General features: G+C 50.7%; 16 protein-coding genes. 14 read left to right on the plus strand and 2 right to left on the minus strand.

Annotated elements, in window-relative coordinates:
- Positions 1-31: 31 nt before the first annotated feature.
- Positions 32-625 (minus strand): 5-formyltetrahydrofolate cyclo-ligase, encoded by a 594-nt coding sequence (locus BBP27_RS09765; RefSeq protein ID WP_070461231.1) that lies wholly within the window; start codon positions 623-625, stop codon positions 32-34.
- A gap of 78 nt (positions 626-703) precedes the next feature.
- On the opposite strand from BBP27_RS09765, the gene BBP27_RS09770 reads away from it, so the two are divergent.
- The 13 genes from BBP27_RS09770 to BBP27_RS09830 all read left to right on the plus strand — a co-directional run bounded on the left by BBP27_RS09770 (position 704) and on the right by BBP27_RS09830 (position 11,855).
- Positions 704-946 carry a hypothetical protein gene (locus tag BBP27_RS09770; protein WP_070461230.1) on the plus strand — a complete coding sequence of 81 codons (243 nt, stop codon included), beginning with the start codon at positions 704-706 and terminating at the stop codon, positions 944-946.
- Positions 947-1,123: 177 nt separating this feature from the next.
- Positions 1,124-1,852, plus strand: a complete 729-nt coding sequence (gene rpsB / locus BBP27_RS09775) for a 30S ribosomal protein S2 (protein ID WP_002230071.1) — start codon at positions 1,124-1,126, stop codon at positions 1,850-1,852.
- 123 nt (positions 1,853-1,975) lie between these two features.
- Positions 1,976-2,830 carry a translation elongation factor Ts gene (tsf, locus tag BBP27_RS09780; RefSeq protein WP_002223203.1) on the plus strand — a complete coding sequence of 285 codons (855 nt, stop codon included), beginning with the start codon at positions 1,976-1,978 and terminating at the stop codon, positions 2,828-2,830.
- Positions 2,831-3,050: 220 nt separating this feature from the next.
- The gene (gene pyrH, locus BBP27_RS09785) at positions 3,051-3,770 is read left to right on the plus strand and encodes a UMP kinase (protein ID WP_003708812.1); all 720 of its coding nucleotides are present in this window, start codon (positions 3,051-3,053) and stop codon (positions 3,768-3,770) included.
- A 162-nt stretch (positions 3,771-3,932) separates the two neighbouring features.
- Positions 3,933-4,403 carry a 23S rRNA (pseudouridine(1915)-N(3))-methyltransferase RlmH gene (rlmH, locus tag BBP27_RS09790; RefSeq protein ID WP_036493712.1) on the plus strand — a complete coding sequence of 157 codons (471 nt, stop codon included), beginning with the start codon at positions 3,933-3,935 and terminating at the stop codon, positions 4,401-4,403.
- A gap of 170 nt (positions 4,404-4,573) precedes the next feature.
- Complete coding sequence (gene pyrE / locus BBP27_RS09795) at positions 4,574-5,215, plus strand: orotate phosphoribosyltransferase (protein WP_003682682.1); 642 nt, start codon at positions 4,574-4,576, stop codon at positions 5,213-5,215.
- Between the two features lie 99 nt (positions 5,216-5,314).
- Positions 5,315-5,710, plus strand: a complete 396-nt coding sequence (locus BBP27_RS09800) for an MJ0042-type zinc finger domain-containing protein (protein ID WP_039862294.1) — start codon at positions 5,315-5,317, stop codon at positions 5,708-5,710.
- Positions 5,707-7,020 (plus strand): amino-acid N-acetyltransferase, encoded by a 1,314-nt coding sequence (argA, locus tag BBP27_RS09805; protein WP_188211548.1) that lies wholly within the window; start codon positions 5,707-5,709, stop codon positions 7,018-7,020. Before BBP27_RS09800 ends, argA begins: the two co-directional genes overlap by 4 nt.
- A gap of 44 nt (positions 7,021-7,064) precedes the next feature.
- On the plus strand, positions 7,065-7,844 hold the full coding sequence (locus BBP27_RS09810; protein ID WP_003684015.1) for an exodeoxyribonuclease III: 780 nt from the start codon (positions 7,065-7,067) through the stop codon (positions 7,842-7,844).
- Positions 7,831-8,175, plus strand: coding sequence for a hypothetical protein (locus BBP27_RS09815; protein WP_070608462.1), 345 nt, complete (start codon positions 7,831-7,833; stop codon positions 8,173-8,175). The genes BBP27_RS09810 and BBP27_RS09815 overlap by 14 nt, the downstream gene beginning before the upstream one ends.
- 10 nt (positions 8,176-8,185) lie before the next feature.
- The gene (locus tag BBP27_RS09820) at positions 8,186-8,719 is read left to right on the plus strand and encodes an alpha/beta hydrolase (protein ID WP_188211549.1); all 534 of its coding nucleotides are present in this window, start codon (positions 8,186-8,188) and stop codon (positions 8,717-8,719) included.
- Positions 8,720-8,878: 159 nt separating this feature from the next.
- Positions 8,879-10,990, plus strand: coding sequence for a TonB-dependent receptor (locus BBP27_RS09825; protein ID WP_188211550.1), 2,112 nt, complete (start codon positions 8,879-8,881; stop codon positions 10,988-10,990).
- Positions 10,991-11,159: 169 nt separating this feature from the next.
- Entirely contained in the window at positions 11,160-11,855 is a 696-nt protein-coding gene (locus tag BBP27_RS09830; protein WP_188211551.1) for a thiol:disulfide interchange protein DsbA/DsbL, read from the plus strand.
- 167 nt (positions 11,856-12,022) lie between these two features.
- Here BBP27_RS09830 and ffh read toward each other — a convergent pair whose 3' ends face one another.
- Positions 12,023-13,393, minus strand: a complete 1,371-nt coding sequence (gene ffh, locus BBP27_RS09835) for a signal recognition particle protein (protein WP_003684000.1) — start codon at positions 13,391-13,393, stop codon at positions 12,023-12,025.
- Between the two features lie 182 nt (positions 13,394-13,575).
- Between ffh and BBP27_RS09840 the strand changes: the two genes are divergently transcribed.
- Complete coding sequence (locus BBP27_RS09840) at positions 13,576-14,388, plus strand: cytochrome C assembly family protein (protein ID WP_003749434.1); 813 nt, start codon at positions 13,576-13,578, stop codon at positions 14,386-14,388.
- Positions 14,389-14,814 lie beyond the last annotated feature (426 nt).

Raw genomic sequence — 14,814 nt, forward strand, 5'->3', positions numbered from 1 at the left:
CTTTTATCATTTTAATAAACCGATAATTGTCCTATCGAGGCCGTCTGAATTTCAATACGCCAAGCTCGGAGACAAAGCCGTTTAGGGGGATGTCGTGGGGTTCGGTCGGCAGTGTGTCGGTCAGTTGGCAGCCGAAGCCTACGCCCAGGGTTTGGGTTTGCAGGCGGTATTTCGTGGCGGAGAGGGTGGCGTCGTAATAGCCGCCGGCTTGTCCGAGGCGGTAGCCGCGTTTATCGATGCCGACGATGGGGACCAGCAGTAGGCTGAGTTGGTGGACGCGGATTTTCTTGCCGGTAAATTGTGGGACGCTCAATTTGGCGCGGCCGCGTTTGCGTTCTTGTTTGGCGCCGTCGGCAGGGTAGGGGGTAAACCACATCCGCCGTGTGTTCGGTTCGATATAGGGCAGGTAGAGTTTTGCGCCGCGTTTTTGTGCGGCACGGACAAAGCCGTCCAATCGCAATTCCTTGCCCATCGGCCAATACACGCCGATTTTCCGTCCTTTTTTGATGTAGGGCTTGAGCAGGCGGTTGATGGTTTCGGTGGCGGCGTTGCGCTCGTCTGCGCTCATTTGGGCGCGTGCGCGGCGGAACTGTTTGCGTAATGCCGATTTTTCGGGATTCCTCATTTTCAGACGGCCTTTCGGGATTGCGGTAGAATGTTGCGATTATAACGATTTTGTTAACATTCAAACAGGACGCACACGATGTGGCACATTGTCGCCATCGGCTATCTTTTTGTTGCCGTGATGTTTTCCGCCGCGCAGCCGAGTATTGCGCGCGCGTTGATTTATTTGGTTTTTTGGGCAGTGTTGCCCACTGTGTTCACGGTCTTCGTCATGACCATCCGCCGCCGCAACCGCCTGATGAAACGGCAGGAGCAGGCGGAGTTTGAAGCGGCTCGCCAAAAGGCGGTACAGGCGGATGAAAAACAGGACGGAAAGGTATAAAATCCCTTTTCAGACGGCCTCTTATCCGCTATAATCCGTCAGTTTTCCATTTCGGAAACACTCTTTTATTTTTTAAAACTTATGCCCACTTTCGCCGAAGGGTGCTTGACAATAGGCGCCGCCTATCAAGTTCTATGCGATTGAATGTGTGCTCTTTAACCCTTTCAAGGAAATAACATGTCTCAAATTACTATGCGTCAGATGATTGAAGCCGGTGTTCACTTCGGTCACCAAACCCGTTTCTGGAACCCGAAAATGGCTCAATATATTTTCGGTGCGCGCAACAAAATCCATATCGTAAACTTGGAAAAAACCCTGCCGATGTTCCAAGAGGCGCAAGAAGCCGTACGCCGTCTGGTTGCCAACAAAGGTACAGTATTGTTCGTAGGTACCAAACGCCAAGCCCGCGACATCATCCGCGAAGAAGCTACCCGTGCCGGTATGCCTTTCGTTGATTACCGCTGGTTGGGTGGTATGCTGACTAACTACAAAACCGTTAAGCAATCCATCAAACGCCTGGAAGAAAAAACTGCTGCCCTGGAAAACGCTGCTGAAGGCGGTTTCAACAAAAAAGAAATTCTGGAAATGCAACGCGACGTTGAAAAACTGGAACGTTCTTTGGGCGGTATCAAAAACATGAAAGGCCTGCCTGACGCGATTTTCGTTATCGATACCGGCTACCAAAAAGGTACTCTGGTTGAGGCTGAAAAACTGGGCATCCCTGTTATCGCTGTAGTCGATACCAACAACAGCCCTGACGGCGTGAAATACGTTATCCCTGGTAACGATGACTCCGCTAAAGCTATCCGCCTGTACTGCCGCGGCATCGCTGACGCAGTTTTGGAAGGCAAAAACCAAGCGCTGCAAGAAACTGTAGCCGCTGCCCAAGAAGCTGCTGCCGAGTAATTCGGTACACAGAAGAGGGGCGTTATGCCCCTTTTCTCAAATTCCGTTCTGAAATCCGTTTCAGACGGCCACTATTTCCAAACACGGCAATGGCCGTGTTCCCAAAAATCTAGGAGATTCAAAATGGCAGAAATTACTGCAAAAATGGTTGCCGACCTGCGCGCCGCTACCGGCCTGGGCATGATGGAATGCAAAAAAGCCTTGGTTGAAGCTGAAGGCAACTTCGACAAAGCCGAAGAAATCCTGCGTATTAAATCTGGTGCGAAAGCCGGTAAACTGGCTGGCCGTACTGCTGCCGAAGGCGTATTGGCTTACGCGATCAACGGCAATGTCGGCGCATTAGTTGAAGTAAACTGCGAAACCGACTTCGTTGCTAAAGACGCCGGCTTCGTAGAATTTGCCAACTTCGTTGCGAAAACTGCTGCCGAGAAAAAACCGGCTTCTGTTGAAGAACTGAGCGAACTGGTTGAAGCAGAACGCAAAGCCATCATCGCTAAATTGGGCGAGAACATGTCTGTTCGCCGCTTCCAAGTGATCGACACTGCTAACCAACTGGTTGCCTACATCCACGGTGCATTGGCTACCGAAGGCGTATTGGTTGAGTACAAAGGCTCTGAAGACGTAGCACGCAAAATCGGTATGCACATTGTTGCCGCTAAACCTCAATGCGTAAGCGAAGCCGAAGTAGATGCTGAAACCGTTGAAAAAGAACGCCACATCTACACTGAACAAGCTATCGCTTCCGGCAAACCTGCCGACATCGCCGCTAAAATGGTTGAAGGTCGTATCCGTAAATTCTTGGCTGAAATCACTCTGAACGGCCAAGCGTTCGTGATGAACCCTGACCAAACTGTTGCCCAATTCGCTAAAGAAAACGGCACTGAAGTGATTAGCTTCGTACGCTACAAAGTAGGCGACGGTATCGAGAAAGCCGTTGTTGACTACGCAGCTGAAGTTGCTGCCGCTGCTAAAGTGTAAGGCACTTATGAAAAAGAAAGCACCTAGATTCCAAACGAATCAGGGTGCTTTTTTTTGAGAAAACCGTTTACGGTACCTAATTTAAGACGGCCGAATATTCAGGCTGTCTGAAAACCAAAACAATAATAAACCGACACACCCTATCATTAATATTCCGACCGTTTGAAAATTCAGACGGCCCGCCCCCCGACCGACGACATTCAAGAAAGCAAGGTATCCCATGACACAGCAAATCAAATACAAACGCGTATTACTGAAACTCTCCGGCGAATCCCTGATGGGCTCTGATCCATTCGGCATCAATCACGATACCATCGTTCAAACTGTCGGCGAAATTGCCGAAATCGTGAGAATGGGCGTGCAAGTCGGTATCGTTGTCGGCGGCGGTAACATTTTCCGCGGCGTATCTGCACAAGCAGGCAGCATGGACCGCGCCACTGCCGACTACATGGGCATGATGGCAACCGTGATGAACGCCTTGGCACTCAAAGACGCATTTGAAACCTTGGGCATCAAAGCGCGTGTTCAATCCGCACTGTCTATGCAGCAAATCGCTGAAACTTACGCCCGTCCTAAAGCCATTCAATATTTGGAAGAAGGCAAAGTCGTGATTTTCGCCGCCGGTACTGGTAACCCATTCTTCACGACCGACACTGCCGCCGCATTGCGCGGTGCGGAAATGAACTGCGACGTGATGCTCAAAGCCACCAACGTCGACGGCGTGTACACCGCAGACCCGAAAAAAGACCCATCTGCAACACGCTACGAAACCATTACTTTTGACGAAGCCTTGTTGAAAAACCTCAAAGTGATGGATGCCACCGCCTTCGCCCTCTGCCGCGAACGCAAACTCAATATCGTGGTCTTCGGCATTGCCAAAGAAGGCTCGCTCAAACGCGTGGTAACCGGCGAAAACGAAGGTACGCTGGTTCACTGCTAATCATTGAAAGGCCGTCTGAAACAGCCGAACGGGATACATTCGGCTTTCAGACGGCCTTTTATTTTCAGTCGGTTGCGTGGGCATTGGCTCATGGTTTGAAAAGGTTGAGAACTTGCTTGACCATAATGCCCAACCGACAATTCGATAGTAAAAGGATACCCCATGAATATCACCGTCTTGGCTGTCGGCACGAAAATGCCGCGTTGGGTCGATGAGGCCGTCGGCGAGTACGCCAAACGCTTCGGGCGCGATGTCAATTATGCGCTGAAAGAAATCAAGCCGGAAAAACGCGGCGCGGGTGTGAATGCGGCTCAGGGCATGGCGGCTGAAGAAAAACGCCTGCTGGAAGCCATCCCGCAAGGCGCGTTTTTGGTGGTATTGGACGAACGCGGCAAAGCGCCGACTTCGGTCGAATTGGCGCAACATTTGAAAAGCTGGCAGCAAAACGGCGAACACGTCTGCTTTATTATCGGCGGCGCAGACGGCATGACCGACCGTTTGAAACAGCAGGCAAACATGATGATGCGCCTTTCCAGCCTGACTCTGCCGCACGGCATGGTGCGCGTTTTATTGACCGAGCAGCTTTATCGCGCCGTTTCGATTTTGCACAACCATCCTTATCATCGGGAATAATCCGCTTTGATTGCCGTGATAAGACGGCAATGCCGCCTTGTCGGTTTGAAAAGGAATAGGGCAAGTCGGTTTAAAGCGGGGCGAACCCGTTTTTCAGACGGCCTGATTTTTCTGCATGAATCCTTTATAATCGTTTCTTTGATAAATCAACATCTTTCGGGAGAACCCAAATGTCCGATTTCCGTCAAGACTTCCTCAAATTCGCTTTGGCACAAAACGTGTTGAAATTCGGCGAATTTACGACCAAGGCCGGCCGTCAGTCGCCTTATTTTTTCAATGCCGGTTTGTTCAATGACGGCGCATCGACTTTGCAGTTGGCGAAGTTTTACGCCGAGGCCATTATTGCCAGCGGCGTGAAGTTCGATATGCTGTTCGGCCCAGCCTATAAAGGCATTATTTTGGCGGCGGCGACAGCGATGATGTTGGCGGAAAAAGGCGTAAACGTACCGTTTGCCTACAACCGCAAAGAAGCCAAAGACCACGGCGAGGGCGGCGTGTTGGTGGGTGCGCCTTTGAAAGGCCGCGTGCTGATTATCGATGATGTGATTTCCGCCGGCACATCCGTGCGCGAGTCGGTCAAACTGATTGAGGCCGAAGGCGCAACGCCTGCTGCAGTGGCCATTGCGCTCGACCGCATGGAAAAAGGCACGGGCGAATTGTCGGCGGTGCAGGAAGTCGAAAAACAATACGGCCTGCCGGTGGTTTCGATTGCCAACCTGAACGACTTGTTCACGCTCTTGCAAAACAATGCCGAATTTGGCGGCTTCTTCGAGCCGGTCAAAGCCTATCGCGAACGTTACGGCGCGGTTTAAACCATAACATCATGCTCAGGTCGTCTGAAACGTTTTTCAGACGGCCTGAAACATTGGCTAAAATATATTTTTGATTCAATACACTTACGGAAAATACTCATGCCTGCTTGTTCTTGTCCTCATTGTAAAACGCCGCATTGGGTGAAAGATGCCCAGTTGAACGTGGCGCAGGGTTTTGTGGTCTGCACGCGTTGTTCGGGGATGTTTAAGGCCAAGGATTATCTGTCGGGCAACCTGCCGGCCGATCCGGCCCATCTGCCTGTGGCGGTAACGGATGTGCGCCTCGTGCATAACATCGGCGCGCAAATCCTCAAGCATTCCAAACTCTCGCGCAAAGAAATTTCCGATTTGCTCAATAGCGCACTCAAGGAAGAGCCCAAGGCGGAAGAGCAGGCGGCGGTCAAAACGCGCAAGGATGGTTTCAACTGGACGTTGGCATCGCTGATTGCGCTGACGGTTTTGATTATGCAACTCTTTTATCTTGCCCTGCTATGAGTAACATCGCCCATTTTGTTGCCAGCTTTCGCGAAGCCGCGCCCTATATTCAATATTTGCGCGGCAAAACCATGGTGGTCGGCGTGACCGACAGCCTGTTGGAAGGCGAAACCCTGATCCGTTTGGCCGCAGATTTGAATCTGTTGGCCAGCTTGGGCTTGCGTTTGGTCTTGGTGCACGGTTCGCGGCATTTGCTCGACAAATTGGCTTCGGGTCGGAATTTTGTTCCGAAATACAGCGGCAGCCGACGGATTACCGATGAAGCGACCCTGATGGAAGTGAAGCAGGTGGCGGGGATTATCCGCAGCGATGTCGAAGCAGCTTTGTTCAGCAGCGTATCTGCACAGCAACGGAGTAAGCCGCCGGTTATCGCGTGCGGCAACTTTATTACCGCCCGTCCGTTGGGCGTTATCGACGGCGTGGACATGGGCTATACCGGTACCGTCCGCAAAATCGACGCGGAAGAGATCCGTTTGCGCTTAGATGGCGGCGCGGTGGTGCTGATCAGTCCTTTGGGACATTCGTACAGCGGCAAAACCTTCAATCTGAGTATGTGCGAAACCGCGCAGGAAGTGGCCATGGCTTTGCAGGCAGAGAAACTGGTTTTCCTGACCGAAGAAGCGGGTATCCGCCGCGCTGACGGCTCGTTGGCCAATACGTTGTCTGTCGGCGAAGTGCAGGAGTTGGTGCGCGACAATCCCGATGTGCCGGTTGATTTGCTCCATGCGGCAGTGTGCGCACTGGAAAACGGCGTATCGCGGGTGCAGATTCTCAACGGCCGCGAAGACGGCAGCCTGTTGCGCGAGCTGTTTACCCGCGAGGGCAGCGGTACGTCTATTGCCCGAGGGCCGTTTGTTTCCATCCGTCAGGCACGCAGCGACGACATTCCGCACATCATCGCCTTAATCCGTCCGCTGGCGGAACAAGGCATCTTGTTACACCGCAGCCGCGAGTATTTGGAAAACCATATTTCCAGTTTTTCCGTATTGGAACACGATCAAAACATTTACGGCTGCGTGGCGCTGAAAACCTTTTCCGAGCCTGATTGCGGCGAATTGGCCTGCCTGGTGGTGTCACCCGAAGCGCGCGACGGCGGCTACGGCGAATTGCTGTTGGAACATTTATTCCAAAAAGCGCGCGCCTTAAATATCAAAACGCTTTTCGCCTTATCCACGCACACGGGCGAATGGTTTGTCGAACGGGGCTTTCAGACGGCCTCGGCCGATGACCTGCCTGCCGAACGCCGGCAGGAATACAATGCCAACGGCCGCAATTCCAAAGTATTTGTTTATGACTTGCAGGCCGTCTGAGAACTTCAATCCTATTATCCGTTTTTAAACATCACTCAAATCTTATGTTGAAAATCATCTCTGCCAACGTCAACGGCATCCGCTCCGCCTATAAAAAAGGTTTTTACGAATACATCGCCGCATCGGGCGCGGACATTGTCTGCGTGCAGGAACTGAAAGCTCAAGAGGCTGACCTGTCAGACGATATGAAGAATCCGCACGGTATGCATGGCTACTGGCATTGCGCCGAAAAGCGCGGCTATAGCGGCGTGGCGGTGTACAGCAAACGCAAACCCGACAATGTGCAAATCGGCATGGGCATTGAAGAATTTGACAGGGAAGGCCGTTTTGTCCGTTGCGATTTCGGCAAGTTGTCGGTAATTTCGCTGTATCTACCCAGCGGCAGCAGCGCGGAAGAGCGCCAACAAGTGAAATACCGCTTTTTGGACGCGTTCTATCCCATGCTCGAAGCCATGAAAAACGAAGGACGCGACATCGTCGTCTGCGGCGACTGGAACATCGCCCACCAAAACATCGACTTGAAAAACTGGAAGGGTAATCAGAAAAATTCGGGCTTCTTGCCTGAAGAGCGCGAATGGATAGGCAAGGTTATTCACAAGCTCGGTTGGACGGATATGTGGCGCACACTTTATCCCGATGTGCCGGGCTATACCTGGTGGAGCAACCGCGGACAAGCGTATGCGAAAGATGTCGGGTGGCGTATCGATTATCAGATGGTTACACCGGAGTTGGCCGCCAAAGCCGTTTCCGCACATGTTTATAAAGACGAAAAATTCTCAGATCACGCCCCTTTAGTTGTGGAGTATGACTATGTTGCCGAATAAGGTTTTTGGTAAATATGATTGGAATATAAACGGCAAAACCGGCGTAGGCGCAGCGTGGGTCGTGGCGGCATTTGTATTGCCTATGCTGGTGTGGGCGGTATTTATGCTGGCGCGGATGTCCGGCTGGGTTGCGCCGACCAAGGCCAATCCGACGTGGGCGTTGGTATGGCTGCTGTTTTCCCTGCCTTGCCTGCTGATTGCGGCCAAATGCTTTGCTTGGAAGGGCTGGCGGCTGGTTGCCAACATCGTACTTTGTCTGGCGACTTGTGCCATCCTCAGCGTGCCTGCCGCATTGCTGATTGCATTTACACTCAACGACTTACTCAAATAGGCCGTCTGAAATGCAGAGCTTCGAACTCGAAGAAATGGCACTGTTTCTGATACGCGATGCGGATGAAGCGGAAATGTGGATAGACCGCTGGGCGGTCAGCTATCCGATTGTTCAAACTGCCGAAGCCGATAGTCGGCAAACCATTTCCGAATGGCAACACGCCATTCAGACGGCCTTTGACCATATTGTGAGCAAAAATATTGCCGTCGTGGCTCATGGTGCCGGCGTGTCCGCATTTTTGGCATGGCTGTACCAAGCCGACATCATGACGCAAAAACGCCTGACCAATATTATTTTGGTCTCGCCGCGTCCCGAAGCTTTTCCCGAGGACGAAATCCATACGTTCCAACGCGTCCGTTGCCCTTGCCGTACAGCGCTGGTTATCGCCGAAAAAAACGGTACGCCACGCGATTGGGCGCAAGAACAGGCCGACCGCTGGCATGCACGCCTGCTTCAATCGCCGCATTCCGGCCAGTTAAACAGCGCACTCGGCGGCTGGCAATGGGGCATGAAGCTGATGCAGGAAATGTTGTTAAGTAAATAGTTTAGAAGGGTTTATCAAGAAGAGAGGCCGTCTGAAACCGATATGTGTTTCAGACGGCCTTTGTTTACAAATATCATGTTAAATATAATTAAAAGAAACTATTCTTATTTCTTTTATGAGGCAATATAATTCGGTTGTTTTGTTAAATTGAGTATAAAAATGCAAATACCATTTCATTTAGCTTTATTACCCACGCTGATTATTGCTTCCTTCCCTGTCGCTGCCGCCGATACGCAGGACAATGGTGAACATTACACCGCCACGCTACCTACCGTTTCCGTGGTCGGACAGTCCGATACCAGCGTCCTCAAAGGCTACATCAACTACGACGAAGCCGCCGTTACCCGCAACGGACAGCTTATTAAAGAAACGCCGCAAACCGTCGATACGCTCAATATCCAGAAAAACAAAAATTACGGCACGAACGATTTGAGTTCCATCCTCGAAGGCAATGCTGGCATTGACGCCGCTTACGATATGCGCGGCGAAAGCATTTTCCTGCGCGGTTTTCAAGCCGACGCATCCGATATTTACCGCGACGGCGTACGCGAAAGCGGTCAGGTGCGCCGCAGCACCGCCAACATCGAGCGCGTGGAAATCCTGAAAGGCCCGTCTTCCGTGCTTTACGGCCGCACCAACGGCGGCGGCGTCATCAACATGGTCAGCAAATACGCCAACTTCAAACAAAGCCGCAACATCGGTGCAGTTTACGGCTCGTGGGCAAACCGCAGCCTGAATATGGACATCAACGAAGTGCTGAACAAAAACGTTGCCATCCGCCTCACCGGCGAAGTCGGGCGTGCCAATTCGTTCCGCAGCGGCATAGACAGCAAAAACGTCATGGTTTCACCCAGCATTACCGTCAAACTCGACAACGGCTTGAAATGGACGGGGCAATACACCTACGACAATGTGGAGCGCACACCCGACCGCAGCCCGACCAAGTCCGTGTACGACCGCTTCGGACTGCCTTACCGCATGGGTTTCGCCCACCCAAACGATTTTGTCAAAGACAAGCTGCAAGTTTGGCGTTCCGACCTTGAATACGCCTTCAACGACAAATGGCGCGCCCAATGGCAGCTCGCCCACCGCACGGCGGCGCAGGATTTCGACCATTTCTATGCAGGCAGCGAAAACGGCAGCCGAATCAAACGCAACTACGCTTGGCAGCAGACCGACAACAAAACCCTGTCATCCAACTTCACGCTCAACGGCGACTACAACATCGGCCGTTTTGAAAACCACCTGACCGTAGGCATGGATTACAGCCGCGAACACCGCAACCCGACATTAGGTTACAGCCGTGCCTTTTCTGCCTCCATCGATCCATACGACCGCGCAAGCTGGCCGGCTTCGGGCAGATTGCAGCCTATTCTGACCCAAAACCGCCACAAAGCCGACTCCTACGGCATCTTTGTGCAAAATATCTTCTCAGCCACGCCCGACTTGAAATTCGTCCTCGGCGGCCGTTACGACAAATACACCTTCAATTCCGAAAACAAACTCACCGGCAGCAGCCGCCAATACAGCGGCCACTCGTTCAGCCCCAACATCGGCGCAGTGTGGAACGTAACGCCCGCCCACACGCTCTACGCCTCGTATAATAAAGGCTTCGCGCCTTATGGCGGACGCAGTGGCTATTTGAGCATCGACACTTCGTCTGCCGCCGTGTTCAACGCCGACCCCGAGTACACCCGCCAATACGAAACCGGCGTCAAAAGCAGTTGGCTGGACGACCGCCTCAGCACCACATTGTCCGCCTACCAAATCGAACGCTTCAATATCCGCTACCGCCCCGACGCGCAAAATGATCCCTACACTTGGGCAGTTGGCGGCAAACACCGTTCGCGCGGCGTGGAGTTGTCCGCCATCGGACAAATCATCCCCAAAAAACTCTACCTGCGCGGATCGTTGGGCGTGATGCAGGCAAAAGTGGTTGAGGACAAGGAAAATCCCAACCGCGTTGGCATCCATTTGGACAACACCAGTAACGTTACCGGCAACCTGTTTTTCCGTTACACGCCGACTGAAAACCTCTACGGCGAAATCGGCGTAACCGGTACAGGCAAACGCTACGGCTACGACTCAAGAAATAAAGAAGTGACCACGCTTCCAGGCTTTGCCCGAGTTGATGCCATGCTCGGCTGGAACCATAAAAATGTTAACGTTACCTTTGCCGCTGCCAATCTGCTCAATCAAAAATATTGGCGTTCGGACTCTATGCCGGGTAATCCGCGCGGCTATACTGCTCGGGTAAATTACCGTTTCTGATGAAATCAGGCAAAGGCCGTCTGAAAATAAGGCTATTATCTAAGCCATATTTCAGACGGCCTTTATAAAGGCTGAAATAAAACTAAACACATTTTTTCACTCAAATTGAACACGCCTTCAACAAAATGCCATAAAATCGGCCCATTGATTTGAATGTAAAGAGATACCTATGAAACTGAAAACTTTAGCTTTGACTTCATTGACCCTGTTGGCATTGGCCGCTTGCGGCAAACAGGCTGAAACCAGCGTTCCGGCAGACAGCGCCCAAAGCAGCTCATCTGCTCCGGCAGCCCCAGCCCCATTGACCGAAGGCGTGAACTACACTGTGTTGTCCACTCCTATCCCGCAACAGCAGGCCGGCAAAGTCGAAGTATTGGAATTTTTCGGCTACTTCTGCCCGCATTGCGCACATTTGGAACCGGTTTTGAGCGAACACACTAAAATGTTCAAAGACGATACCTATCTGCGTCGCGAGCATGTGATTTGGGGCGACGAAATGAAACCTTTGGCTCGTTTGGCCGCCGCAGTGGAAATGGCTGGCGAATCAGATAAAGCCAACAGCCATATTTTCGATGCGATGGTTAATCAAAAAATCAATCTGGCCGATACCGATACCCTGAAAAAATGGTTGTCTGAGCAAACCGCGTTTGACGGCAAAAAAGTATTGGCTGCATTTGAAGCGCCTGAAAGCCAAGCGCGTGCGGCTCAAATGGAAGAATTGACCAATAAATTTCAAATCAGCGGCACACCGACTGTGATCGTCGGCGGCAAATACCAAGTCGAATTTAAAGACTGGCAGTCCGGCATGACCACGATTGACCAACTGGTGGACAAAGTACGCGAAGAGCAGAAAAAGCCGCAATAAGTTGAAGGTTGAATAAGCAAAGGCCGTCTGAAAATAGGATTTCAGACGGCCTTTTATATTAGACGTTATAGAAAGAAAAGGTTGTTTAAAGCCTCACGATTTTAATCAGAATACAAAACAAAAACGCCGTCTGAAATTTTTCAGGCGACGTTTTCGGTTAAATCGGCTTACAAACCCGGGAACATGCCTTTCATTCCCTTCATGCCTTTGGCCAAACGCATCAGTTTGCCCAAACCGTTGCCGCTGAACATCTTCATCATCTGTTGCATTTGTTCAAACTGTTTGAGCAATTTGTTCACTTCCTGCACGGTCGTACCTGCACCCATTGCAATACGGCGTTTGCGGCTGGCTTTGAGCAGGGCTGGGTTGGCGCGTTCTTTAGGGGTCATCGAGTTGATGATGGCTTCCACTTTGCCCATCGCTTTTTCAGCCGTACCTTCGGGGATTTGTTTCGATATTTGACCCAGTTCGCCCGGCATTTTCGACATCAGGTTTTCCAAGCCTCCCATATTGCGCATCTGCTGGATTTGTTCTTTAAAGTCGTTGAGGTCGAAGCCTTTACCTTTTTGCAGTTTTTTCGCCATTTTGGCGGCAGCTTCTTCATCAATACCTTTTTGGACGTCTTCAATCAGGGTTAATACGTCGCCCATGCCGAGGATACGGCTGGCAAGACGGTCGGGATGGAAAGGCTCGAGGCCGTTGATTTTCTCGCCGACACCGATAAATTTAATCGGTTTGCCGGTTACATGGCGTACGGACAATGCCGCACCGCCGCGCGAATCACCGTCCATCTTGGTCAATACGACGCCGGTCAGCGGCAGGGCTTCATTAAATGCCTGAGCAGTGTTCACTGCATCCTGACCCAGCATGGCATCGATGACGAACAAAGTTTCAACCGGGTTGACCGCCGCATGAAGCGCTTTGATTTCGTTCATCATCTCTTCATCGATTGCCAAACGGCCGGCGGTATCGACCATCAAGACATCGTAAAAATGTTTTTTGGCGTAATCGACGGCGGCAGTCGCAATCTCAACCGGTTTTTGGTTGGTATCGGATGGGAAAAAGTCCACGCCGACCTGTTCGGCCAACAGGCGCAGCTGTTCAATCGCGGCAGGGCGGTAAACGTCGGCGGATACCACCAAAACTTTTTTCTTCTGATCGTTTTTCAGCAGGCGGGCGAGTTTGCCGACGGTTGTTGTCTTACCGGCACCTTGCAAACCTGCCATCAAAACAATGGCGGGCGGTGAAACCGACAAATCCAGCGTTTTGTTTTCCTTGCCCATCAATTCGACTAAGGCTTGGTTGACCACGCCGATAAAGGCTTGGTCAGGTGTCAGGCTGCCGACGACTTCTTGGCCAAGGGCCTGTTCTTTGACTGTGTTGACGAATTCTTTAACGACGGGCAATGCAACGTCGGCTTCCAGCAGGGCAAGACGAACCTCGCGCAAGGCTTCTTTAATATTGTCTTCTGTCAGCGTTGATTGGCCGCGAATATTTTTAAGTACCTTGCTGAAGCGGTTGGTCAGGTTGTCTAACATACTTATCCTTGATAATGAGAATAGCTGCCCAATACAGGGCATTCTTTGTTAAAATAAAATTCGGATTATTTTACACGATAGTCCGAAGTTATGCTTCAAGAACACAAATACGCACACCAAGGCCGTCTGAAACCCTGCCGGCTGTCCGTCTAGTGTTCACACCTCTATTGAGAAAGATATTTATGCCGATTGTCTTAATCTGCCTTATGCTGGTGTATGCCGGATTGGGCGCATTTTCCTGGTTGCAACATAAAAAGCACAATAATAAGTCTTACCCGCTGAAAACCGAGCTGCTGATTTTGAGCGGCGCATTATTGGTACATGGCGCAGCATTGATGTTCCCTGTATTGCAGGATAGGGTATTGATTACCGGTTTCGGCTATTCACTCAGCCTGATAGTCTGGCTGATGCTGATGATGTACTGCTTAGGCAGCTTCTTTTATTGTCTGCGCGGTGTGCAACTCTTATTGTATCCCTGTGCCGCATTGACCTTATTGCTGGGTTTCCTTTTCCCGGGAGATTTCACAGGCCGTCAAATCGTAGACTTATTGCCGCTGTCGCACATTGCATCATCATTGCTCGCATACGGATTGTTTGGCATCGTTACCTTATTTGCCATCCTAATCCTTTTAATCAACCGCAATCTGCACAAACGCCGTTTTTCCGCATTGGTCAGCTTCTTGCCACCTTTATTGAGTTTGGAGAAACTCATGTTCCAAGGTATTTGGGCAGGTTTCATTTTATTGACCTATTCCGTTATCAGCGGTACGTTTTTTGCCGAAGCCGTTTTCGGCAAACCCATGACCTTCACGCATAAAACCATCTTCAGTATTATGTCGTGGCTGATTTATGGCGCATTATTGTTGAAACACAGCATGACCGCATGGCGAGGTAAAAAAGCCGCAGTTTGGACCATTGTCGGATTTGTCAGTCTGATTTTTGCCTATATAGGCAGTAAATTTGTCTTAGAAATTATCCTGCATCGTATTGGATAAATAGAAACCATACAAAAAGGCCGTCTGAAATACTCTTTCAGACGGCCTTAGTATTGAATTGGGTTGGATTTTGGAAGTGAATAGGGAAGATTTGAGGTGTTTTTAGAAAAATAAAAACCCTGTTAAAACAGGGGGGTGGTTAAATTTCTAGAAATAATTTTGCGAAAGGTGTTGACTGGTTTTGTTGAGAGGCGTATAGTTCGGTTCTTCGCCGCTGACGCGGTGAAGAAAACGAAGCAGACAGTATAACACAGTTGGTTGAAATTTTCGATAATTTTAGTTGACATTTGCTAAATGTACTGTATAATTCGATTCGCTCTTTAAAAAACAGATTACCGATAAGTGTGAGTGCATTAGGCCTCACACTGTTTGAAAGACAGACAAGATGATGTTTTAGACATTGTCCTGTCGGTTTCTTTGAAGCAG

Source organism: Neisseria sp. RH3002v2g (assembly GCF_014596425.2).
GTDB lineage: Bacteria > Pseudomonadota > Gammaproteobacteria > Burkholderiales > Neisseriaceae > Neisseria.